This window comes from Paraburkholderia graminis (assembly GCF_003330785.1).
GTDB lineage: Bacteria > Pseudomonadota > Gammaproteobacteria > Burkholderiales > Burkholderiaceae > Paraburkholderia > Paraburkholderia graminis.
The window spans coordinates 197445-220563 of the sequence record NZ_CP024936.1; the positions used below are offsets into that span (position 1 = coordinate 197445).

Annotated in this window: 16 protein-coding genes and 6 pseudogenes; 16 read left to right on the forward strand and 6 right to left on the reverse strand. The window is 59.8% G+C overall.

Annotated elements, in window-relative coordinates; translation table 11 throughout:
* The first annotated feature begins 95 nt into the window (after positions 1 to 95).
* Positions 96 to 317 carry a hypothetical protein gene (locus CUJ91_RS32430; protein WP_114158268.1) on the forward strand — a complete coding sequence of 74 codons (222 nt, stop codon included), beginning with the start codon at positions 96 to 98 and terminating at the stop codon, positions 315 to 317.
* A gap of 242 nt (positions 318 to 559) precedes the next feature.
* On the opposite strand, the pseudogene CUJ91_RS32435 reads toward CUJ91_RS32430, so the two are convergent.
* Positions 560 to 894: pseudogene (locus CUJ91_RS32435) on the reverse strand (DeoR/GlpR transcriptional regulator); the annotation flags it as partial.
* Between the two features lie 805 nt (positions 895 to 1699).
* On the opposite strand from CUJ91_RS32435, the gene CUJ91_RS32440 reads away from it, so the two are divergent.
* The 6 genes and pseudogenes from CUJ91_RS32440 to CUJ91_RS32465 all read left to right on the forward strand — a co-directional run.
* On the forward strand, positions 1700 to 2494 hold the full coding sequence (locus CUJ91_RS32440; RefSeq protein ID WP_244231165.1) for an N-acyl amino acid synthase FeeM domain-containing protein: 795 nt from the start codon (positions 1700 to 1702) through the stop codon (positions 2492 to 2494).
* 113 nt (positions 2495 to 2607) lie between these two features.
* On the forward strand, positions 2608 to 5553 hold the full coding sequence (locus CUJ91_RS32445; protein ID WP_114158269.1) for a putative bifunctional diguanylate cyclase/phosphodiesterase: 2946 nt from the start codon (positions 2608 to 2610) through the stop codon (positions 5551 to 5553).
* 281 nt (positions 5554 to 5834) lie between these two features.
* Entirely contained in the window at positions 5835 to 7730 is a 1896-nt protein-coding gene (locus CUJ91_RS32450; RefSeq protein ID WP_114158270.1) for a sensor domain-containing diguanylate cyclase, read from the forward strand.
* 312 nt (positions 7731 to 8042) lie between these two features.
* Entirely contained in the window at positions 8043 to 8522 is a 480-nt protein-coding gene (gene tnpA / locus CUJ91_RS32455) for an IS66-like element accessory protein TnpA (protein ID WP_114158271.1), read from the forward strand.
* Positions 8523 to 8533: 11 nt separating this feature from the next.
* On the forward strand, positions 8534 to 8725 hold the full coding sequence (gene tnpB / locus CUJ91_RS32460) for an IS66 family insertion sequence element accessory protein TnpB (RefSeq protein ID WP_114158272.1): 192 nt from the start codon (positions 8534 to 8536) through the stop codon (positions 8723 to 8725).
* A 422-nt stretch (positions 8726 to 9147) separates the two neighbouring features.
* A pseudogene (locus CUJ91_RS32465) lies at positions 9148 to 10563 on the forward strand (IS1182 family transposase); the annotation flags it as partial.
* Between the two features lie 481 nt (positions 10564 to 11044).
* Here CUJ91_RS32465 and ltrA read toward each other — a convergent pair.
* Positions 11045 to 12313: a group II intron reverse transcriptase/maturase gene (ltrA, locus tag CUJ91_RS32470; protein WP_114158506.1), complete on the reverse strand. Its 1269-nt coding sequence runs from the start codon at positions 12311 to 12313 to the stop codon at positions 11045 to 11047.
* Between the two features lie 449 nt (positions 12314 to 12762).
* Here ltrA and CUJ91_RS32480 point away from each other — a divergent pair.
* The 5 genes and pseudogenes from CUJ91_RS32480 to CUJ91_RS32500 form a co-directional block, all read left to right on the forward strand.
* Positions 12763 to 12942: pseudogene (locus tag CUJ91_RS32480) on the forward strand (hypothetical protein); the annotation flags it as partial.
* Positions 12939 to 13847, forward strand: coding sequence for a tryptophan 2,3-dioxygenase (gene kynA / locus CUJ91_RS32485; protein ID WP_114158273.1), 909 nt, complete (start codon positions 12939 to 12941; stop codon positions 13845 to 13847). The pseudogene CUJ91_RS32480 and the gene kynA, both read left to right, overlap by 4 nt.
* Before the next feature lie 44 nt (positions 13848 to 13891).
* A complete protein-coding gene (locus CUJ91_RS32490) occupies positions 13892 to 15103 on the forward strand; it encodes an amino acid aminotransferase (protein WP_114158274.1) in 1212 nt (403 codons plus the stop codon).
* A gap of 103 nt (positions 15104 to 15206) precedes the next feature.
* Positions 15207 to 15581: a RidA family protein gene (locus tag CUJ91_RS32495; protein ID WP_114158275.1), complete on the forward strand. Its 375-nt coding sequence runs from the start codon at positions 15207 to 15209 to the stop codon at positions 15579 to 15581.
* Between the two features lie 632 nt (positions 15582 to 16213).
* Positions 16214 to 16663, forward strand: a pseudogene (locus tag CUJ91_RS32500) (DDE-type integrase/transposase/recombinase); the annotation flags it as partial.
* A 155-nt stretch (positions 16664 to 16818) separates the two neighbouring features.
* On the opposite strand, the gene CUJ91_RS32505 reads toward CUJ91_RS32500, so the two are convergent.
* Positions 16819 to 17226 (reverse strand): RidA family protein, encoded by a 408-nt coding sequence (locus CUJ91_RS32505; protein ID WP_114158276.1) that lies wholly within the window; start codon positions 17224 to 17226, stop codon positions 16819 to 16821.
* Between the two features lie 181 nt (positions 17227 to 17407).
* Between CUJ91_RS32505 and CUJ91_RS32510 the strand changes: the two genes are divergently transcribed.
* Positions 17408 to 18586 (forward strand): SGNH/GDSL hydrolase family protein, encoded by a 1179-nt coding sequence (locus CUJ91_RS32510; protein ID WP_114158507.1) that lies wholly within the window; start codon positions 17408 to 17410, stop codon positions 18584 to 18586.
* Positions 18587 to 18726: 140 nt separating this feature from the next.
* Here CUJ91_RS32510 and CUJ91_RS32515 read toward each other — a convergent pair whose 3' ends face one another.
* Positions 18727 to 19248 (reverse strand): thioesterase family protein, encoded by a 522-nt coding sequence (locus CUJ91_RS32515; protein WP_114158508.1) that lies wholly within the window; start codon positions 19246 to 19248, stop codon positions 18727 to 18729.
* A 218-nt stretch (positions 19249 to 19466) separates the two neighbouring features.
* Positions 19467 to 19778 (reverse strand): annotated as a pseudogene (locus CUJ91_RS35320) (response regulator transcription factor); the annotation flags it as partial.
* 283 nt (positions 19779 to 20061) lie between these two features.
* Here CUJ91_RS35320 and CUJ91_RS32525 point away from each other — a divergent pair.
* Genes CUJ91_RS32525 through CUJ91_RS35035 form a run of 3 tightly spaced genes read left to right on the forward strand, consistent with a single transcriptional unit; the run spans position 20062 to position 22776 of the window.
* Positions 20062 to 20658 (forward strand): TetR/AcrR family transcriptional regulator, encoded by a 597-nt coding sequence (locus CUJ91_RS32525; RefSeq protein WP_114158277.1) that lies wholly within the window; start codon positions 20062 to 20064, stop codon positions 20656 to 20658.
* 49 nt (positions 20659 to 20707) lie between these two features.
* Positions 20708 to 22189 carry an MFS transporter gene (locus tag CUJ91_RS32530; RefSeq protein ID WP_114158278.1) on the forward strand — a complete coding sequence of 494 codons (1482 nt, stop codon included), beginning with the start codon at positions 20708 to 20710 and terminating at the stop codon, positions 22187 to 22189.
* Between the two features lie 50 nt (positions 22190 to 22239).
* The gene (locus tag CUJ91_RS35035) at positions 22240 to 22776 is read left to right on the forward strand and encodes an EthD family reductase (RefSeq protein ID WP_244231170.1); all 537 of its coding nucleotides are present in this window, start codon (positions 22240 to 22242) and stop codon (positions 22774 to 22776) included.
* On the opposite strand, the pseudogene CUJ91_RS32540 reads toward CUJ91_RS35035, so the two are convergent.
* Positions 22773 to 23018: pseudogene (locus CUJ91_RS32540) on the reverse strand (transposase domain-containing protein); the annotation flags it as partial. The gene CUJ91_RS35035 and the pseudogene CUJ91_RS32540 overlap by 4 nt on opposite strands.
* Between the last annotated feature and the right edge of the window lie 101 nt (positions 23019 to 23119).

Genomic DNA, 23119 nt, shown 5'->3' on the forward strand with positions numbered 1-23119 from the left:
GAACCGGACATGTCAGAGATTCCGCGGCAAACCACGCCGGAAGGCAACGTGCTTCGCGTGAAAGGCCACGCGGCTTCCGCTCACGTCGTCCGCTAATGCAATCGCAGAAGTACCGCGGCTATGACGTATGGGGGCACGCCATCGTTGAGGAAAACAACGGTGACCATCGGCCAGCTCGTTATGCAGCGAGCGGGACCATCACCCGTGGCGGAAAGCTAATTCAGGTGTCGGGCGTCTTGGGCGATTTTGAAAGTGAAGAGGACGCTCAGCTTGCGGGCCTGGGCTGGGCCCGCGCCTGGCTCGATGCAAATGAGTAAGCCGGTCACATGGCATGCATAACTCCCGCGCATCAACCCTGCTCTGTCGCAGACAAAGTCCAAACGCGACGGGCGCACAACCGCGGCGACTCCAGTTCCGGTTCCCTGCTCGAGTTGCTGCTGCACGGCTTGGCTCATATATAGACGACCGCCTGGGGCTCAGTCTCAAGCGGCGGTCTTACCTAGAGCCGCCGCTTCGCGCGGGCGTCGCAATAAGCGGCACGCTCTCGAGTTCGGCGCGTCTACCACCACGCGCTGAACGGCGTAAGACACTGCTCGCCCAGGACACGCGACGTGCTAAGCCGCCAGTCGCGCTCAAGGGCAGTCCAATACTGCTGCCGCGAGCAGCCAAGCTTGTCGGCGTCTGCGAGCACAATGACCTGCGCCGCGCGCCGGATGATGCGGTCCTCGAAATATGCTTGCTCCACCCTGGCCTCCCAAAGCCCGAGACCGGCAACGAAGCCGTCGGCTCCAGAAATGCCTTGTTCCACGCTCAAACGGCTCAGCGAAAGTTCGGCCAGCGGGCCCGCGTGCTAATGCTTGAGTTCCGAAGATCATTTCCGGTCAGCGCCAGATGATCGGTAAGGCGCTCCGCTCACGATCTAGCATGACCACGGCCAGTAGCCGGTGGATGACGACTGTCAGGACTTTCATGAACCGGAGGTACTCCGATGAGTCGATGCTACAAAGATTTCCGAATTTCCCTTCTCGAGCCGCAGTGGCCAGCCGCTTCTCTCAAAAAGCAGGCCCAACATCCTTACCGCGCACGCTCGCTTTGGCTTGCTGCGAAAAGACTCACTGTCGTACGACAGGACGTCTAGCGCCTTGAAATCTCGCCATGACGGAACCTAACACCTGTCACCGTTACTCCCGGTTGGACGCAACATGACTCCAAGAGGAAGTCATCGCCCCTGGCCTAGCTGACACCGGCCCAACACCCTCTAAAACCCGTTCTGCAGCACGCTGCGTAGCGATCGCATCGGTGCGCCGCACGAAGTTTGCCTAAGCATTGAGAACTGAGAACTGAGAACTGAGAACTGGCGGCTGAATTATAGCCACCGCCTGGAAGCGGCACGACGTAGAACGCGATCCCCTGGAGACAGGTAAACGTCGGTCCTAGAAACAGCCAAAACTAACCGGGTGATCACGCAGTGCTGATAGATCCTGGATGAACCGCCAAACAAAGGCGCATTTCGCTCGTCGAACGGCCCCAAAAAACAACGCGCAATCTCTCGAGTGGGATCACCGATGCTGAAAAACCCGCCGAATCGACCTGAGCGCACAGATCACCCGTGCTAGTTCGTGAGAATCTAGTTTGTCGCGCTGACGCGACTTGACGCTTCATCGCGACATATTCTCTTAACAATCACTTGGGGTTAGATATGGATCGCATCGATTCAGTGCTTTTGACGCAAAATATTGGTTACACGTCAGTCGAGGGAGGCCTTGCGCAAAGCCCTATCAAGAAAAAGGAAAGGTTGCCGTTTACGATAAAGGTGGCAAGCAACCAGGCTGAACTCGCCAAGGCCGTCGAGATGCGCCGTGCCGCGTATGGCCGTCACTTGCCCGAGTTCGCTGAAACGATGGGCGTCGAGGCGGCGGACGCCATGCCCGGGACGGTGGTACTGCTCGCGCAATCGCGGCTTGATGGGGGGCCCCTGGGGACCATGCGGGTCCAGACGAATGAATTCGGTCCGCTTGCCTTGGAACAGTCCGTCCGCTTGCCCGATTGGCTAAGTCAGGCCCGGCTCGCTGAGGCGACACGGCTGGGAGTGACGCGCGGTGCGATCGGCCGAATGGTAAAGGTTGCGCTGTGCAAGGCGTTCTACCTCTATTGCGCCCACCAGAGGATCGACTGGATGTTGATCACGGCGCGTTCACCGCTTGACCGGGAATATGAAGCGATGCTGTTCGACGACGTTTACGGCCGCAATGAATTCCTGCCAATGACGCACGTTGGTGGGTTGGCACACCGGGTAATGGCGAAACCGGTTACGTTAGTCCGTCAACGTTGGACGAAGGTCAACCATCCGTTCGTTGGGTTCTTCTTCGAGACTGATCACATTGATATCGACGTGAGCGTAACAGCAGCGCGGGACGAAAAAGGCAGCCACGCGCAGTCGGGTGGGGCGATCTACAACGCCGCATATAATTCGCGAGAGCTGGCCAGCGAGTAACAGAGAACTGACCGCCCGGAGAAGACCGGGTGGTCGCTACAAATTGGCGGCGTCACCACAGTAGCAGGTTTTAAAACGAGCGCGGCACTGAAGTCATCGGGGAAAAGCGGCAAATGATAACCGTTAGAAGGGTGTTTTGGGACCGACTGACCGCTTGGGCTTTCCAGCGATTCTCAGTCTACGTCGCGCCATTTGTAATTGGGCTTGGGAGCGTCGCAGTCCTCCTTTGGGCGCCGCACCAGTTTGACACCTCCGGGACCGTCCCGCTGAGCTTTCCCGTGGTTGCAGACCCGTCTGGAGCACTGTCACCCACGGCCGCCATGGCACGCCTTCGAAATGCGCCGACCACTGCGCGTTTCAGCACGCATCTATCGGAAACGCCCTTCTGGTTCGCGCTGAACCTGCCCGCTGACGCCCGCGCGGGTGCCACGTTCATCGACCTGCCATCGCGTCATGCCCAGACGGTATCCTGCTGGCGGACAGCCCCCACTATTACGCTGCTAGGCGCAGGAAACCGACAGAGCACGAGCGGCGCAATGCGCTTTAACAAGGCGGGCTTCGTCCTGAAGCTAGAGGAAAGTGCGCCGGATGCGTCGATCCTCTGCAAAGGTAGCTTCTCAGGACCCGCGTACATCACTGCGTCGGCCCTGAGTGGAGACAAGCTCGAGGCAACAACTCTGGATTTCCACGAGGGAGCGTCGCTGCTTACAGGTGGCCTCCTAACGCTTGCAATATTTGTGTTCGTTACGGCAATCATCAACCGTGAATGGACCTACGTGATCTTTGCCGCGTGGTTGGTCGGCAATCTGCGGTTGACGGCCAACGCCATGGGCTTCGATACTGAATGGCTCGGCCGTGTTATCCCGTCCGATCATATTGCGTCGGTGCGAGAATTTACATTCGCTGCATATTACCTACTGACGACCACTTTGTTCGTTGAGTTATTCCGTCGCGAGCTCAAAGTAATCGGCCTGCGATGGAGCTTGAACGCTGTGCGGTACGGCGGCTGTCTGCTTATGGCCGCGGCATTCACACTGAGTTACCAGCATTTCATTCCGGTGCTGTGGGCGAGCGCCAGCTTTTGCATACTGGTGTTGACCTACTTCTTGGTCCAACTGGTCATCAAAGCACGGTCGCGTACCGTCCTCTGGTACGTCGCGTCCATGGGTATTGTCCTGTTCGCCACGTTGTCGGAAGTCCTCGCCGCCGCGTTTGGCCTGAAAACGCTCGCAGGGACTCACAGCCCAGTAGTAACGGCATTGTCGTCAAGCGTGCTGTGCGCATTTGCTATAGCGGAACGCATGCGCGAAGAACGCGCGAGTCGGCGGCAAATGGAGATAGAGCTGCGCAACACGTATGACCTTACTCCAATCGGGCTGTTTACGCTGAATGGAGAAGGCCGTTTCATTCGCGCAAATCCGGCGCTGCACTCGATGCTCGGCCTGCCTCAGGAGGACTACTCTAAGTACCGCTGGACCGACTACTTTGCCGGCACTGCCGAGCGCGACCTTAGCGAACTCCTGCAGCGCGACGACTCAGCATCGATCGAGATCGAAGGCGCGGCAGGTGCTGTGACCGATGCGCGGCGCTATTCGCTGCGGGCAATCCGTGCCAACGGTTTCATCGAGGGCTCGCTGGAAGACGTGACCGATCGGTCCAAAGCTGTGGAGCGACTGCACTTTTTAGCCTGGCATGACCCTCTCACCGGCCTCCTGAACCGCCGCGGCATCGAGCACGCTATCGACTGGCAGTGCAGCGAAGGCAAACCATGGGCACTTGCGTATCTGGATCTCGACCGGTTTAAGCTTTTCAACGACCTGTTCGGCCATGGCACTGGCGACGAAATACTACGGCACGTTGCTGCGCGCCTGGTCGAGCGGCTGGGCCCGCAGGTTCGCATTGGGCGCATTGGCGGCGATGAGTTTGTGTGTGTGCTAGCGGACATGGACATCGAGCTTGCAATAGAGCGGTGCCGGGAGCTCGTCACAGCCCTTAACTCTGCGCCAGTCCAGGTCGATACGCGGGCGTTTCAGGTGCGGGGATCAATCGGCGTAGTTGAATGCTCGCAAGATGAACGGGCTCCGGACGCTCTTGCTCATGCCGATCGCGCTTGCCGGGCCGCAAAACGCGGCGGAAATGCACGCCTCGTCGCACTGCCAAAGGGTGCGCCAGCTTTCAAGGAACGCGCCGCCGAGATCAGTCTGGTTGAAGAGCTGGGACAGAGCCGGCTGCCCGAGGGACTGTTCCTGGTCATGCAACCGATCATGTCGATGCATACACCGACAGAAGCGTTAGACTTTGAGGTGCTCCTGCGCCTACGCACTCCAGACGGCGCCGTGGCGACCGCCGGAAAACTGATTGCCGCCGCCGAGGACTCCGGCACCATTGTCGCGATAGACCGCTGGGTACTCTCGACGACGCTTGCGTGGTTAAGCGAGAACCGCGCGTCACTATCGACGACTCGCTTCGTCTGCGTGAACCTCAGCGGAGGATCGCTTAATGACGAACATTTCCTCGACGAACTCTTCGCGCTATTTTCACAGTACAAGGACATCGTCCATTACTTGTGCATCGAAATCACTGAAAGCGTCGCGCTGCACGACCTGGAGCATACAGAGCGCTTCATCGGCCGTGTGCACGACATGGGCGCAAAGATTGCCATCGACGATTTCGGGGCAGGTCAGACATCATTGCGGTACCTGAAAAAGCTGTCAGTAGATGCACTCAAAATCGACGGCGAGTTTGTGCGCACTATGTGTAACCACCCGGCCGACATCGCAATCGTGGAAGCGATCATTTCCCTCGCGCGTAATCTCGGCATGCGCAGCATCGCCGAATGGGTCGAAGATCTACAAACTTTGCAGGCGCTCAAGGAGTTGGGCGTCGACTACGTGCAGGGCTTTGCAATCGCTAAACCGCAGGAAGCTTACAACATTCTCGCGGCCTCCTCCGCCGCGAGCTTCGTTTCGGACGCCGATGTAAAGCGTTACTTGGCGGCCGAGGATTCTCCGCAGGGCCAACGCATCACTCTGAGCCACAAACGCGTGACTGCGATTTGAGGCTGTCAACGCGGACCAATGCACTCCTGCGGTCGCTCTGCGCCCAACGCATATCGGCCCGCGGCTGTCGGCAATGAATAGCGCTCGAGCGGACCCGCTCGCGTCCGGCGCGAGCGTTGCTGCATTGATGTCGCCCGGCTCTCTACGCCTCGGGGGCAGCCGGTCCATACATCGCATTTCGTTAGTTCGAAGACAATCGAGCTTCAAGTTTTAGCGACAGAGGTCGATATACCGTATTGCTGGCGGACCACCTATGGCCGAGACGACCGAAAGGAAATCAGATGGGGGTAACGAAAACAAAAGCCTTCCGCGTGATAGCCAGTATTGCAAAGCTGCTGTCCGCATGCGAAGTTACGCGGCGATTGGTCAGTTGCCGACAACTTGCGCGGACTTTGAATGTCGGCGTGGCCGGGCTTGCTGCGGGCTTTGTGCTGCTAATTATTAGCGGTCAGCTAAAGACAATGGCCGGGGAGATCGTCGCCATCTGGATTGTCGACGGCTATCTCGTTGGCCATACACTATTGCTCGCCCGGCGGCAGAAACCCGTCTTCCTGTTCGGTGCCGCCATAGGTATGCTTCTTGCCAACCTGGTAGGCGACGAGACCCTTTACGTTGCGCTGTCATTCACCGTTGCCGGGATGGTCGAAACATCTTTTGCCGCGCTGGTTCTTCCAAACGTAAAGACTGCGAGGGATCTGCTCCGGCCTGCGACGTTACTGCGTTTCGTGTTTGGCGCATGCATCGCTGCTCCCACCCTCTCAGGAATCGTCGCTGCGCTGCTACTGCAAGGAATTTTCACCAGTCACCCGTTTTCGTCGTTCTCAAACTGGGCGATATCCGATTCTTTGGGCATCTTAATCTTCACCCCAGTGACGCTTGTATTGCTTTCAGGAGAGTGGCGAAGCCTGCTCAACAGAGAGAACCGAAAGAAATCGCCATGGCTCCTTGCAATGGTCGCGTGCGTGACCGTTCTGGTGTTTTCCCAGACCAGCTATCCATCGTTGTACTGGATGCTTCCACCGCTCGCCCTGCTTGCCTTTCACGCTGAATTATCGACCGTACTTCTAGGAACGCTGCTGTTCATAGCCATCGCTGTGCCATTAACGGTGCATGGCACTGGGCCACTATGGCTATTTCCCTTCCCTACGATGCAGGACCGCGTGCTTGCGCTTCAGCTGTTTACAATCGCAGCACTGTCGATAGTCCTGCCTGTCACGGTCCTGCAAACTCAGCGTACCGCGCTTATAGCACTGCTCGCAGCGAGCGAGCGACGATTTCGCCAGTTGGCCGAACATTCAGAAGAAGTAGTGGTGCAGTTGTCCGCCGAAGGGCTGTTTCAGTACGTCTCTCCTCGAGCAAAAAGCGTCTTGGGATACGATCCAGAGACGCTGCTTGCCAGAGAAATAGTAGACCTTGTTCATGAAGACGATTGTCACAAATTGAGGTCTACGATCACATGGGCAAGTACAACATCCGCAGAGGCATCAGTCCAGTACAGACTCCGCCGCGCCGACAATTCGTACGTATGGGTTCGTAGCTTCGTCGCCGCAATGCCAGCTAGCGTGTCCGACAACCCAGCGACACTCGCATTTACGGTCAGGGATATCGATACCTATGTTTTGTCAGAGCAACGTCGCAGCGCCGAAGAACAACGGCTGAAAGATCTGGCGTTTGTCGATAGCCTCACCGGCCTGAGAAACAGACGCTATCTTGATAGCAAACTCAATGATCTATTGCAGTCGGTATCAGTGGGCGCTGACGTCCGAAACGTAGCCGTCCTGTTCGCCGACGTTGATTACTTCAAAGCGTACAACGACCGGTACGGCCACCAAGCGGGCGACGAATGTCTCAGGAAGGTGGGCAGGTGCATAGAAGCTGCCATAAGAAATGGCGATACACTGGCTCGCTATGGAGGCGAAGAGTTCGTCGTCTTGCTTGACTATTGCCGATACGCGGAGTCGGTCGATACTGCAGAGAGAATTCGAGCCGCTGTCGAGGAGATGGCCCTGGCACACGATGGAAGTCCCCTTGGCATAGTAACGCTGAGCATCGGCGTCGCGCAGACAGCCCTTGGACAGCCGGTCAACAGTATCGATCTCTTCGAAAAAGCCGATTCGGCGCTGTACACAGCCAAACGCCTCGGAAGAAACCGTGTTGGCGAAATGCAATATGTGTGACGGATAGAGACGTTAGCTTCACGCTTCATGTACCTCGCCGACAGATCTTTGAACTGTTGCTTGCGCCAGCAGCTAATACGTTTTCTGCGCGTCTAACGCCTAGAAAATCTACGCCTACCTCGCAACCTTTGACATTAGGCGACGAGCGTTGATGCCGCCCCGCTACAATGCCCGCGCATGATTTTTCGCGGCACCCTGCCCTGCCACGAGTCACGGCCAGTTCATCGTAAGCGCGCAGAAATGGACGTCTGGAACTGTTTGACCTGAGCGTGCAGGCTATGTTCACTGTTTCCAAATCAGTGGACACCTTTCATGACAGAAGAACACTCAGAAATGACGGGCCTGAAGGTCGTCAACGTTGGTCGGGACGGTAAGCGCCGATATGACCGGCAAACCAAACAGAAGTTGGTGGAAGCATGTCTTGAGCCGAGTGCTTCGGTCGCCGGGTTCGCACTCGAGCATGGGGTCAACGCCAACTTGCTGCGCAAATGGATCAAGCTGCATCAGCAGCGACTGGCTGGCACGTCCCTACAGCCGGCGCCGACTGGCACAGCTTTCGTTCCGGTAGTCGAAGTCGATAGTCACGAAGAGGTGGTCGCGCCCGCATCCGCGAAGGCACACCGCCACACCCCCGCAGCAAGGACGTCGTCACCCGCGATGACCTCGGCGCGGTTGATGGTGCAGATGCCCAACGGCGTCACACTCCGGTTTGAATGCAGCGGCAATGACGCGCCGTTGCTATCGGCCATGATCGAGACGCTAGGACGGTGCGATGTTCCGCCTGGACGATGAACTGAAGGTCTATGTACATCGCGACGCCGTTGACCATCAACGGTCTCGCAGCCATCGTCGAGCAGTCAATGAAGCTCGATCCATTCGCGCCTGCGGTTTATGTGTTCAGCAATCAGCGGCGCGACCGCATCAAGATGCTGCTGTGGGACCGTAACGGCTTTTATGGTATTAGATTCAGGGTCGCAGCGTCCCGTGATCGGTAGTCCCGTCGTGGCAGAGGACGGCAAGCTTATCGGCGTAATTGCGGAAGATGGGATCAACAGGGAGGTACCAGGAATCACCTCGAGAAAAGAGTTCCTCTCCTATCTTGACTGAAAAGCGCCGCACGATGCTGTTGCTCTGCATGCGATCGCGGGAACCTGCGGGGATCATGATGTCACGCGGACGGAGAAAGCTGACGTATTTCGAAGGCCTGCCACTCCGTTTTGGCAGACGTTGCGGCATTGATGGACGCCGACTGGGGTTGGCCGATGGACTGCCGAGTAATGCGGGGACGGATGACCCTTGCTCCTTGGAAGCGGCCATTGCGACCGCGCAGGTTCGAAAGGCGAAAGTGGGTCCAGCCTGTGTGAAAACGCATGCTGATCGCCTAAACTGAAGTAACGCGTTCAGATCGGGCGGCCACATGAAGCGATTCGTTGAAGGCGAAGACCGTAAGCAGGCTGTCCTGCTACCCGAGTATCTCGAAGACTATGTCTCCGAGGACAATCCGGTGCGCGTAGTCGACGTCTTTGTCGATGAGCTTGATCTCCATGATCTCGGCTTCGACGGAACCGCGCCCGCAGCTACGGGGCGGCCCTCGTATCATCCATCTGTACTGCTCAAGATTTATATCTACGGCTATCTGAATCGCATTCAGTCCAGTCGGCGTCTGGAGCGTGAGACTCAACGCAATATTGAGCTTATGTGGCTAACGGGCCGCCTTTCGCCGGACTTCAAGACCATCGCCGACTTCCGCCGCAGCAACGGCAAGGCAATCCGCAATGTCTGCAGCCAGTTCATCGTGCTATGCCGTAACCTGGACCTCTTCTCAAAGTCGATAGTGGCCATCGACGGCAGCAAGTTCAAAGCCGTGAACAATCGCGATCGCAACTTTACGAGCGCGAAGGTCAAGGCGCGCCTGCAGCAGATCGATGAGAGCATCGCCCGATATCTTTCCGCGATGGAGACTGCAGACCGGACTCAATCCGATGTTGCCGAGGCGAAGACGAGTCGGATCAGCGACAAGATCGCCAAGCTCAGGCAGCAGATGCAGGACCTCAAGGCGATGGAGCAGCGATTGCGCGAGTCGCCAGATGGACAGGTTTCCCTGACCGATCCAGACGCACGCTCAATGGCTACCAGCGGTCGGGGAACGGGAATGGTTGGCTATAACGTTCAGACGGCCGTTGATGACACGCATCATCTGATCGTCGCACACGAGGTCACCAACGTCGGCAACGATCGCAGCCAGTTGACGAACATGGCCAGCCAGGCACGGGCGGCTACCGGCATCAAGGATCTGACTGTTGTTGCCGACCGGGGCTACTTCAAGAGCGAAGAAGTCCTGCAATGTCATGAGGCGGGCATTACGACCTTCGTTCCCAAACCGTTGACTTCGGGCAAGAACGCTGACGGATATTTCGGCAAGCAGGATTTTATCTACATTGCCAAAGATGACGAGTATCTTTGCCCGGCCCAGCAGCGGCTCAACTGGCGTTTCACAAACATCGAGCATGGTATGACGCTGCATTGCTATTCGAGCTCGGCCTGTTCTACCTGCGCCATTAGAAAACAATGCACATCAGGCAAGCAGGCTCGCCGGATAAAGCGCTGGGAACATGAGTCCGTCGTCGAAGCGATGCAGCAACGGCTCGACCATAAGCCACAAATGATGCGCGTACGCCGTCAGACCGTCGAGCACCCGTTTGGCACGCTGAAATTCTGGATGGGCGCGGCGCACTTCCTTATGAAAACACGCGAGCATGTCAGCACCGAGATGAGCCTTCATGTCCTTGCATACAACCTCAGGCGCGTCATGGCGATCCTCGGCACGGCGGCGAGATGCAAAAGATGCGAGCCTGAGGATAAGCTTGCACCACGGAGGTCGCGCCGGGGCGCATTACCGCGCCTGAGTACCCCTTCCTCTCACAAAGAAGGCAAAGCGCCCATAACCGTCACACATGCCACATTGGGCCGCTGACGCCTGCGGCTCATCGCGTGAAGTCGTCATTGAGTCCGCCTTGCGTTTTTACACGACCTGGGTCGGGCTGCGTCAGCCCGCTCTTCAATTTCATCGCCGGAAAGCGGCCAGTGGAATCTCGCGGCCCGGGGGCGGACAGTCGTCAGCGCGTACTTCCGGTAGAGTCGAGATGTGGCGCGGTAGCAGTAGGTTCGGTTTGTCTGTTGCCGCCTCTTTCGTTCGGCGGTGCCCTAATAACCTCGCCCTAACTCCGTTTCCACATCCCGCTCGTCGAACCGGACATGCAGATCTCCCGCATCCGGCTCTCGGACAAGACAGCACGCCTTCGTACACGGCAGGTTCACAACCAGGGACCAGTCAGACGCACGAGACCGAAGTGCCCGTAGAGGTGCTGGGATGGATAAGTCCCGCCCCTGCGACGTCTAACCTTGTACTTGTTGCGTAACCACCGACGCAACCGCGTAGCGGTGTAGTTGTCGAGCGCCCGATACGCGCGTCTGTCCGTGCCTACATTGAAGTAGTTCGCCCAGCCGCGTAGCGTGCGGTTCAACTTGCCCACCAGTTCCGTGGTCTCTTGCCACACTGTCTTAAGAGCGGTCATCGCATGAATCTTCTCAACCATACGCCGAATACTCTTCTTCGACGGCCGCATGCCCATACGGGCCTGCCCTGTCGTCGCAGAGTACAACCGCCCAAACGTGTAGCCCAGGAAGTCGAATTCGCCTTCCGGCACCTTGCAGATTCGTGTCTTCTCCTCGTTGACCGTCAACTTCAGCTTCCCCATGATCTCGCGCAGACGCAGCAAGGCTTCCTCAGCCTTACCCGTCTTGCACAGGATCACCAGATCATCCGCGTAGGTCACGATTCGACTACCAAGACTGCGCTGAAGTCCGAGCTTCTTCCATGCCAGCACAAACCGGCGCATATAAATATTCGCCAGCAGTGGTGAGATGGGTGAGCCTTGCGGAATGCCACGTCTGCTATCCCGGGCCTCCGTGGTGCGTTTCTTCCGACCTCGGTTATCGGTTTCTTCAACGGGGCATTCCAGCCACATCCGGATCAGATGCAGCACGCGCCGATCAACGATGCGCCGCGCGAGCGACAGCATCAATTCGGCGTGTGGAATACTTCCGAAGTAGTCCGCAAGGTCGGCGTCAACGACGTCCGTTTGCCCTCGATGCAGTCGCTCTTCCACCTCGATCACCGCTTGCTGGGCGTTTCGCCCCGCGCGATAAGCGTATTGCTCTTGTGGAAGGTCCGCTTCGAAGATCGGTTCGAGCAGCAGCATCGCTGCTGTCATGCACACCCGATCTCGCAAGGTCGAGATGCCCAGTGGCCTCAGCTTGCCATTGGCCTTCGGGATAAACACTCTTCTGATAGGGTCCGGCCGGTAACTCTCCTGCCTGAGCGCAAGCGCCAGTTCGCCGAGCCACTTCTGCACCCCATACGCTTCGACCTCCGCGAAGTCTTGCCGATCGACACCCGGCGCGCCCTTGTTCGAACGGCACTGGGCATACGCATGCGCCAGCAAATCCTCGCGGTAGATCTTGTCGTACAGCGCATAGAAGCGATACCCGGCTTCTGCCTTCGCTTTCGCGTGTAACGCCATCTGCAGCTTCTGAACACTGATCGGAGTTGATAGGTTGCCCAATCTCCAGGTCCCTCACTACTTGTTGCGTTTGTCTTGAACTGACGCCCCTTCCCTCCACCAGCGTTACCCGGCTTCATCGGTACTACGGGCCTCTCCGTCATCCCAAGGCGCCCGGCCTGTCCCTCACGGGCGTCCGGTTGGTCATCCCTGACCACGCCGAGGGACTTCCCGTGTTGCGTACGCTTTCCTTGTGTACATGCTGTCGCCACTACCCCGGCGCAGCGACTGGGCGTCCAGCCTGCTCATTCACCCAGCCGTATCAGCCTTCCCCGATAGGGTTGCCGGGTCGGCCTGCGCATCGACCTTTTCGAGGTTTGCTCGGCGTTCACTCGCGTTACGGCCTGCACACTCGCGCTGCCACCAATTCGTGACACGCATCACCGAAGGCTTCAACCGTTTCGTTACCTCGTGTGTACGCGCACCGGATGCACATTCTGGAAGGCATCGTGCTCGACGCCGTTGCCGAGGGCTTTTACGAACTGATCGCGTTGCCGCTGCGATTTGCCGCGCTCGACGCGAGCCCGGTTCGCGCGGTGTTGCGCGGACCACTTTCCCTTGAATCGCACGATATGGAGTACACATCATGAGTTGCCCGTATGCGGGCTCGCCGCCCGCGGCACCCAAAGCGGCACCTGAAGCCGCATCCCAGCCCGTACCTCAGGCAGCACCCGGTGACGGCTGGCACGATGCGCAACTGGATTTCTCGAAGTCGATGAGCTACGGCGACTATCTCGGCCTCGACCAGGTCTTGAGCGCGCAGCACCCGCTGTCGCCCGACCACAACGAAATGCTGTTCATCGTCCAGCATCAGACCAGCGAGTTGTGGATGAAACTGATGCTGCACGAACTGCGTGCCGCGCGCCATTCGATCCGCGCGGACCGGATCGCGCCCGCGTTCAAGATGCTCGCGCGCGTGTCGCGGATCATGGATCAGCTGGTGCAGGCATGGAACGTCCTCGCCACAATGACGCCGCCCGAATACACGTCGATGCGTCCGTATCTCGGGGCGTCGTCGGGCTTCCAGTCGCATCAGTATCGCGAGATCGAGTTCATTCTCGGCAACAAGAATGCCGCGATGCTGAAGCCGCATGCGCATCGCGCGGAGCATATGAAGCTGATGGAAACCGCGCTGCGCACGCCGTCCATTTACGACGAAGCGCTGCAGTTGATGACGCGCCGCGGCATCGCGATCGACCCGGCGCGTCTCGCGCGCGACGTGTCGACGCCGGCTGGTCACGACGCGTCGGTCGAGGCGGCATGGCTCACCGTCTATCGCGATCCCGAGGCGCACTGGGACCTGTATCAGCTCGGTGAAAAACTGGTCGATCTCGAAGATGCGTTCAGGCAATGGCGCTTCAGGCACGTGACGACCGTCGAACGCGTGATCGGCTTCAAGCGCGGCACCGGCGGCACCGACGGCGTCGGCTATCTGCGCAAGATGCTCGACGTCGTGCTGTTCCCCGAATTGTGGGCCTTGCGCACGCAGCTCTGAGCGCGTCGCGCTCACGCCCTTCCACTTCATTCTTATTTCCAATCATGTTTGCACACATACCCGACTATCCGGGCGATCCCATCCTGTCGCTGATGGAGTCGTTCTCGCGTGACAGCAATGCGCACAAGACCAACCTCGGCATCGGCCTGTACTACGACGAGGATGGCCGCATCCCCGTGATGAGGAGCGTGCGTCATGCCGCCGACCAGTTGAACGCCGAGCCGAAACCCCATACCTATCTGCCGATGGAAGGCGACGCCGCTTACCGTCAAGCGGTACAGGAACTGGTATTCGGCGCCACGTCTGCGGCGCTGCGCGACGCGCGGATCGCGACGATCCAGTCGGTTGGCGGCTCCGGCGCGATCTATCTGGCCGCGCGTTTCATCAACGCATTTCTGCCGGCCACCGAGGTCTGGATCAGCGACCCGACGTGGGACAACCACCGCGTGCTGCTCGAATCGGCCGGTCTGAAGGTGCACACCTATCCGTATTACGACGCGCACAACAACGCCGTGAAATCCGACGCGATGCTCGCGACGCTGGGCACGCTGCCGGCCGGCGGCGTGGTGCTATTGCAGCCTTCCTGCCACAACCCGACCGGCTGCGACCTGGGCGTCGCGCAGTTCGACGAACTCGTCGCGCTGCTCAAACGCCGCAACCTGCTGCCGTTTGTGGACATGGCTTATCAGGGCTTCGGCGACGGCCTCGATGAAGATGCTACGCTCGTGCGCAAGCTGGTCGACGCGGGTTTGCAGGTCATCGTCAGCAATTCGTTTTCGAAGAATTTCTCGCTGTACGGCGAACGCGTTGGGGGGTTGTCGATCGTCTGCGCCGACGCGCCGACCGCCGCGCGCGTGCTGGGTCAGATGAAGTCGCTGGTGCGCCAGGTGTATTCGAGCCCACCGGCGTTCGGCGCGCGCATTGTCGCCGCGACGCTGACCAATCCGACGCTGGCGTCGCTGTGGCGCGCCGAACTCGGCACCATGCGAAGCCGGATGAAGACGATGCGCGGCGCGTTGCGCGAAGCGCTCGAAGCCGCCGCGCCGCAGGTGGATTTCCGCTATCTGACCGAGCAGCGCGGGATGTTCAGCTACACCGGCTTGAGCGCGGCCGAAGTGGACGCATTGCGCGAAACGAACTCGATCTATCTGATCCGCTCGGGCCGCATCTGCGTCGCCGGGCTCAACAAAGCGAATATCGGTTACGTCGCGCAGTCGTTTGCCGATGTCGTGACGCGCCGCACCGTTGCGGCCTGAGCCTCTTCGTTCCGGCAGGCCCGCCCGGCCTGCCCTTAACTCAACTCAACTCACCTCACTTCACTTCATTTCAACTCACCACGCTTTCGCAATCGGACCTGACATGCGCACCGTAATCGACACCGGCCTTGCGCCGCTCAATCAGCCTTTCTCCTGGATGGTCAAGACGCCCGGCCTCTTCTTCACCGCACACGGCCCGGTCACCGCCGACGGCAAGATCGCCGACGCGGATATCGAAGCCCAGGCGAAGCTGACCTTCGACAATCTGCGTCTCGCCGTGGAAGCCGCCGGCAGGACCATGGACGACGTCGCGCAAGTGCTGATCTACATGATCGACGCAAGCCACATGCCGATCATCGACGCCGTCTATCGCACCTACTTCGCGATGCCTTATCCGAACCGCTCGAGCGTGGTCGTCGCGGGCTTCGTCCATCCGGCGATGAAAATCGAAATTGTTGCCTACGTGAACGCCCAATGACGCCGGCGATGGCATGACATCGTCCGACACCTTATAGCGCCCGGCGCAACTCCGTTTGCCGGGCACGCCGAAGAGCCCCTGGAGAAGCCGCGGCGTCGGCAATGCAGGTGTTGGAGTTCAGAATTGGCGCTAGCCAGCGTTCTTAGCACCGCTAGCATGTCCATTAATTATGCTAGCGTGCCTTGCATATGCTGATAAATCACTTCGAGCATCGCGCTAAACCTTGCAGCCATAGCACCGCTTTTCGAACAGGAAACGTTCGCGGAATCTGGCCGCGGCCGAACACTACCATACGTGCTAATCGAAATAGCTCTTTGCACAAGAGTTAAAGTTACCGCTCCTTAAACCAAGTTAGAAACCGCGGAAGCGCTTCCTGACAGCATGCGGGCGGTAACGATACTGAACTCCACCCGTGAAAAGTGCCTTTCGGATCGCGTCGACCGTGAAACTTAATATCCAGCACCGATGCCGCGCTAGCAGCGTACTGAGCAAGCATCATTACGATTGTTGTACCGTCGCTACAGGCGTCGAATGGGGCTGACCGGACGCACCGCCTTACGCAGCAAACCATGCGGCGTTTTGGCCGCTAGCATTCCTGTGAACATGGCTAGCGGCATTTCTGAACACCAACAGCAGTCGACGAGCACGGCGCCGAACTCGACATCTTGCTGCGAAAGCGGCGCGACAAAGCCGCAGCCAATCGTTTCTTCAGGCGGCTGCTGCGTTCAAACCCCGTGCCCCGCAAGATCGTCACCGATCAATTGCGCAGCTATCCGGCGGCGAAAGCCGCCATCTCGGAGATGCTCAACGTGAAGCATGTGTTCGTCAAGGCTGCGGCCCGTGTCAACAACCGGGCGGAGAATAGCCATCAGCCCACAAGGGAGCGCGAGCGGCGCATGCGAGGCTTTCGCGACCCGAAGCGTACGCAGGCCTTCCTGTCGAGCTTCGGTCCGATCCGGCAGCACTTCGCACTGAAACGACATTTGCTGCGCGCTTCTCTCTATCGCAAACACCTCGCGGCCCGGTTTGTCGCGTGGCGCGAATTTACTAACGTCACCCAAACTCCGTCGTCTGGCTTCTGAGCCGCAGTGCGTTATGGATCGTCATCGACGAAGTCAGCCAAGTTGACAGTGCCCCGCTACCACGTCCCGACGCGATCGGCCATCGGACCGGTGTCGACCCGACTGATACATTAAAAAATTAGCACCAGACGACGGCACTCAAACCTAGCCGACGGCTACGCGTCAGCCACGCTTCGTTGTATCGCCAGACACCTGATTTCGGCCAACAAACCTGGGTGCGCAAGCTCTGATACGCCGATCGCGGTCCAAACACACTTGCCTCGCGGAAAAACGCGGTTCTTCACCTCGCGGAAGACCGACATGTGTACGCTCATTTGTACGTGGTAGGTCGTCATCTCGACCACGTCATCAAATGTACAGGCTGCCGCATCGAGAAGTGTCTTTAGATTCTCCCAGGCCGCGAGGAACTGTGCCTCAGGATCGTGGATGACCTCAAGCTCTCGTGTACGCCCGACTTGCCCGGCGCAAAAAACAAATGTTCCTACCTTGACCGCTGGCGCATACCCCGCGCGTTCAACGATCCGCTCCATTCCGTGGGGAACAATGATTTCTCGGTCGGTCATTCAAGCTTTCCTTCGTGATAGTGATGGGCGATTCGGTGTTCGAGGAAACGTAACTATAAGCGTGACCTAGTCAAACCCCAGCCAAAGCGGCCAGCTGTCGCGAGCGTCCGCTATGAGGTCTTGTGAGGTCAGGCGTCGCAGCAGAGTAAGATTGCATGTTCTCCATGCAATCAATCACATGATGTTCGATCAGGGCACCTTGATTGCCAGGCCCATTAGCCACGAGTTCTGGCGTGGCGCCCTCGAACTCGAGCAAACCGGACGGGGGGTGATGCCGCACCGCCTGCCTGCTCGAGCGCGCGCTCAATGCTCGGACCCTCAGTTGGCAATGGCCGAGTCGCAGCCCTCGGGTGTACGAGTGGTGTTTCGCACTCGGGCGACAGAAATCGAAATCGATGTCATGCCGACGCGCTACACGTTTGCGGGCGTACCGCCGCGGCCACCCGGTGTGTATGACCTGCTGGTCGACGGCCGCCTCATCCATCAAAACAGCGCGGCCGGTGGCGACACCGTGACCATCGACATGGTCAGCGGCACCGTTTCGAAGCAGTCAGGGCCGCCGACCACCCTACGGTTTTCAGGCCTGCCTGGCCATGACAAGAAAGTCGAGATCTGGCTGCCGCACAACGAAATCACGGAGCTTGTCGCGCTACGCTCCAACGCCAGCGTGAAGCCCATCGCCGACGAGGGGAGAAAAATCTGGCTGCATCACGGCAGCTCCATCAGTCATGGCTCCAACGGAGATAGCCCGACTTCGATCTGGCCCGCGCTTGCTGCTTCCCTTGGCGACGTGGATCTGGTCAATCTTGGATTCGGCGGTAGCGCGCTACTGGACCCCTTCACCGCCCGAACGATGCGCGACACGCCTGCCGACGTGATCAGCCTCAAGATCGGCATCAACCTGGTCAATACGGATCTGATGCGGCTGCGCGCTTTCACGCCAGCTGTGCACGGTTTTCTCGACATCATCCGGGAAGGTCACCCAGACGTGCCGCTGCTGGTCATCTCGCCGCTCTATTGCCCGATTCACGAGGATACGCCGGGTCCTGGAGCGTTCGATATGAATGCGCTGGCTGCAGGAAAGATTGTGTTCCGGGCGACGGGTAATCCAGCCGAACGCAAGGCCGGAAAGCTTACGCTAACCGTCATCCGGGATGAGTTGAAACGCATTGTCCAGCAGCGCGCGGCGAACGACCCACATCTACGCTACCTTGACGGACTTGAACTCTATGGAAAACAGGATTTCGCCGATCTGCCGCTGCCCGATCAACTGCACCCGGATGGGACTGCACACCGCCGCATCGGCGAGCGGTTCGCCAAGCTCGCGTTTGGCAGTGGCGGCCTTCTTTCTGTTCAGTGATCGATACGGTGACGTTCGGAAAGGCGCTGCGATCGGACAGTCACAAGTTCGGCGCTTGCTTCCAGCACACCGTCGCGTCGGCGGACGTGCGAAGGGCTTTCGTAGCCGACGGCGGCGCATGCGGCAGTTGCAACCAACCATCATCTATCCATCCCGACCTCGGCCTGACTCCATCGGACGACCCATTCGGGCAGATCGGGCGATGGCTGGTTCACGCCGATCCACGCCAGTAGTTCGTTGGTCGGCACGCTGGCTCCGCCGCGTTTCAGGAACCTCGTTCGCACGACGCCGAGCGCGACCTTGGTGCCGCTACGGCTGAACCCTTGCTCCAGAAACACATGCTTTTCGTCCCAACCGATCACACGCGTTGTGACGTCGTAACGTTCCCACAGATGCAGCGATCGATGAAACCGTATTGTCTCGAGCGTGACGACGGGATACCACCTTTGCGCATTGACGCGTTGCCAGACCCGCGAGCGGAGCAACAGATCGATTCGCCCCAGATCGAGAATGGCGAAGTATCGGCCATTGGTCATGTGGCGCAGCACATCGAGATCGTTGGGCCACACGCGGAACGGCGTGACGCAGGTGTCGAGGACGTGCAATCGCTGCCGACGCCGACTCAGCAATAACGTAAGGCACAAACGCAGCAGTAGATTCATGAGTGACGGGTTTTGACGGTGCCGTCGCAAAAGCGCGCGCATCACGGGATCTGCACCGAACAGGAAGAAATCGAAGCGCTCCACGTTATGCGACGAGCCACCACGCGCCTATCGGTCGGATGACCGATACTGTTCGAGTGACTGCCCGACGCTCGCCGTCCGCGCCCGACGGCGACATCGCCGAATCACTATATGGCCCGACCAGCCAGGGCTTATCGCTACGACAGCCCCATCGCCGACGCTTTAAGCGTGGCTGCCGCGCGAGTCGAGCAATCGAGCTTGCCAAACATGCTCTCGACGTGGGTGCGCACGGTGCTTGGGCTCATTGCCAGCTCGCGCGCTGCGTCCTTTACTCGCGCTGCGCGAGATCACAAGCAGCACGTCCATCTCCGCGCCGACAGGCGCGCTCTATGCGTGGCGCGTTTCGCGGACCGTCCGCTCGCAGGCGCCTGCGCCACGATCGCGTCGACTGCTTCGTCGCTCAGCCTTCCGCGCTCGACCTCCTTGCGCAAGATCTTCCTGGCGGCGTCCGAGCGGCAGCATCAACTTGCCGTCGGCGAACGACGCGCGGAAGCGAGCGCGCTGCCCGGCCTCCCGAACGCGTACCGCGTCGAACAAATGGGGCAGCACCCATGGCCCTCCGCCACGCTGCGGCCTGCCCGGCTCGCCGACGCCACGGCCGACATGCGACTGATCAATGAAGGTGCGCTCGCGAGCAAGGCCGCACCCTGCCGACACGCATTGACATCGGAACTGATCGGTCCATATAATCGGTTCCACTTTCAAGCACCGCATCGTTTACGACACCGACCGATGGCAAATCCAGCTGGCGTGGGCCGCCCCCGCGAATTCGAACTTGGCAATGCCGCGCGCGACGCGATGGACGTCTTCTGGGATCGCGGATATGAAGGCGCGTCCCTGCCCGACCTGATGGCTGGCACCGGCTTGTCGCGCGGCAGTCTCTACAAGGCCTTTGGCGACAAGAAGACGCTGCTGCTGGCAGCGCTCGACCTGTACATGGCCGACGGGCTCAAGGCAACCGCAGACATCCTGTCGCAACCCGGCCCGGTGAAGGATGCGATTCGCGACTCGCTGCTGCGCTATGCGCACCTGTCCGTCGGCGAGGCGGGCCGGCGAGGGTGCCTCGTAGTCGCAATGACCACCGAACTGGCCGCGCGCGACGCGGATGTCGCGGAGCGCACGGGGCGCATGTTCCGGCGCCTGCAGCAGCTTTATGCGGGCGCGATCGTCCGCGGCCAGGCGAGCGGCGAGATCGCCGAGCAGGACGAACAGGTGCTGGCGCGGTTGCTCGTTTGCCAGATCGAGGGCATGCGCGTGTTGGGGAAAACCGGCGTGCCCGAGCGCGACATGCTCACGCTGGTCGACCGCACCATGCGCCTCCTCGACTAAGTTTTTTTACTCACTTTGGAACCGATTGGTTCCGTATGGAGAGCCGTTCATGTCACGAAATGATCCCGTCTCGCCCGACCCCCGTCGCTGGGCCATGTTTTCTGTCCTGCTCGTCGGCGCGTTCCTTCCGCCCCTAGACTTCTTCATCATCAACGTCGCGCTGCCGTCGATCCGCGCGGAGCTGGGCGCTTCATCATCGGCCGAGCAACTGGTCATTTCGTCATATGCCGGCCTGTACGCGGTGACGCTGATCACCGGCGGGCGGTTGGGCGACCTGTTCGGCCGCGGCCGCATGTTCTTTCTCGGGTTGATCGGCTTTGCGACGGCTTCGACGCTGTGCGGCCTCGCGAGCTCGCCGTGGACGCTCATCGTCGGTCGCGCGTTGCAGGGCGTGACGGCCGCGATCATGGCGCCACAGGCGCTCGCTTCGATCCAGGCGATTTTCCCGGAAGCGGAAAAGCCGCTCGCACTCAGCTTGTATGGCGCGGTGTTTGGCCTCGCCGCCGTGATCGGGCAGGCGTTGGGCGGAATCTTGATCTCGCTGAACCTGTTCAGCCTGGGGTGGCGCACGATCTTCCTCGTCAACCTGCCCCTGTCGATTCTGGTCGTGCTGTTCGGCATTCCCCTGTTGAAGGAAACGCGTGCGCAGCATGCGCGCAAGCTCGACCTCGGCGGCACTGCGCTGTCGATGCTGACGCTGGGCGCGCTGATCGTGCCGCTGATCGAGGGCCGCGAAGCCGGCTGGCCCGTATGGGCATGGGTGTCGCTGATCGCGGCACCGGCCCTCGCCGGGTTCTTCTGGCACTACGAGCGCAGGCTGGGCAGCCGCGGCGGCGCACCGCTGCTCGATCCGGCCGCGCTGCGCGCGCCGGGGCTGGGACGGGCGTTGCTCATCGCGCTGCTGCTGTACGCGATCGGCGCGTTCTTCCTGCTGTTCTCGGTGTATCTGCAGAATGCATTGCATGTCGACGCGCTCAGCGCGGGCCTCGTGTTCTTGCCGTTCGGCGTGGGCTTCCTGCTCGGCCCGTTGTCGACTCCGTTCTGCGCACGTTTCATTGGCGCTTACGTCAATCCGTTCGGCATGGCGCTGGAGGTCGTCGGGCTCGTCGGCCTCGCGTGGTTGATCGATGCCACGCCGATCGGTATGCCGCTCGCCGCCGTGCCGCTTGCCGCTGTGCTGTTCGTCACCGGTTTCGGACAGGGGCTTGCGCTGCCCACGCTGATGCGCATGGTGACCGGGCGCGTCGCACCGGCGCTATCCGGCATGATCGCCGGCATCGCCAGTTCGACGCTACAGGTCAGCACGTCGCTCAGCGTCGCGATCATCGGCGGAATTTTCTATACGGTCCTCGGCACGCGCGAGGATCCGGCCGCCATTGCCCACGCGTTCATCGTCGCGCTTCTCTCGATCTCGTTGTTCCTCGCCGCCGGCGCCGCGCTGAGCATCTCGCTCGCACGCGCGCCCGCCGCACCGACCTCGGGGCGGGCGGCCGCCCGGCCGGGCTTCGGCCCTGAACGCAATCGGCCGTAGTCGCCCGTCTCGACACTCATCGTTGCATCGGGCCGACCTGGAGGATTCTTATGTATTTCGTCGTTTCCTATCGCCGAGCCGCGGGCACGCGGTTCGATTCCCGTTATTACGTCGAGCAACACCTTCCGCTGGTGGAAAAATCCTGGAAGCGGTACGGGCTCGAATATGTCGATGCTTTCTTCCCGGCAGGAGAGGACAGCGAGCTGATCGTCGTGGCGATGTGCCGTTTCGCGAACCGAGCCGCGCTGGACGCCGCGTTCGCGTCCGCGGAGGCGGCGGACGTCATGGCCGACATCGACGCGTTCACCGATATCGAGCCCGATCGGCACATCACGGACGTGGTCGCGCGCGTAGTAACGACGGTCGCGCGCCGTCATGCATCAGTTCCGGCCGGCTCCACCGGTCATTTGTCCGATGGACCGCGCAAACAGCCTGATGCCAGGATAGGCAACCATCATTCGAGTGACCGAACCACGACGACGACTGCCATGTTGGAATATCAGCGCTTCATCGTTGCATTGGCGAGCGGCCTGCCCCGGGCGTTCGGCGTAAGCGGCCAGCAAACACATCTTGACGAATTGAACTAGCGGATAGCAACGGCTGGCTGCCAGCGATGAGGCAGCAAGGCTGCGATATCGCTAGCCCTGTGGGTTGGCAGTCGCGTCAGGATGTCTTTCAGATAGGCGTGTGGTTCGTGCCCATTCAGTTGCGCTGAACGTAGCAAACTCATGATGGCTGCGGCTCGTTGGCCGGCTCGAAGCGAACCGGCGAACAACCAGTTCGCCCTTCCGATGGCCCACGGACGTATCTGATTTTCGACCCAATTATGCCGACTCCTCGATTATGCCGCGTCATGCATGCGCGTGGCGGTGGGTATGGCCTTTCATGATCGCTGCGTCGGCATAAACATATGATTTCTCAGGCTGGCTA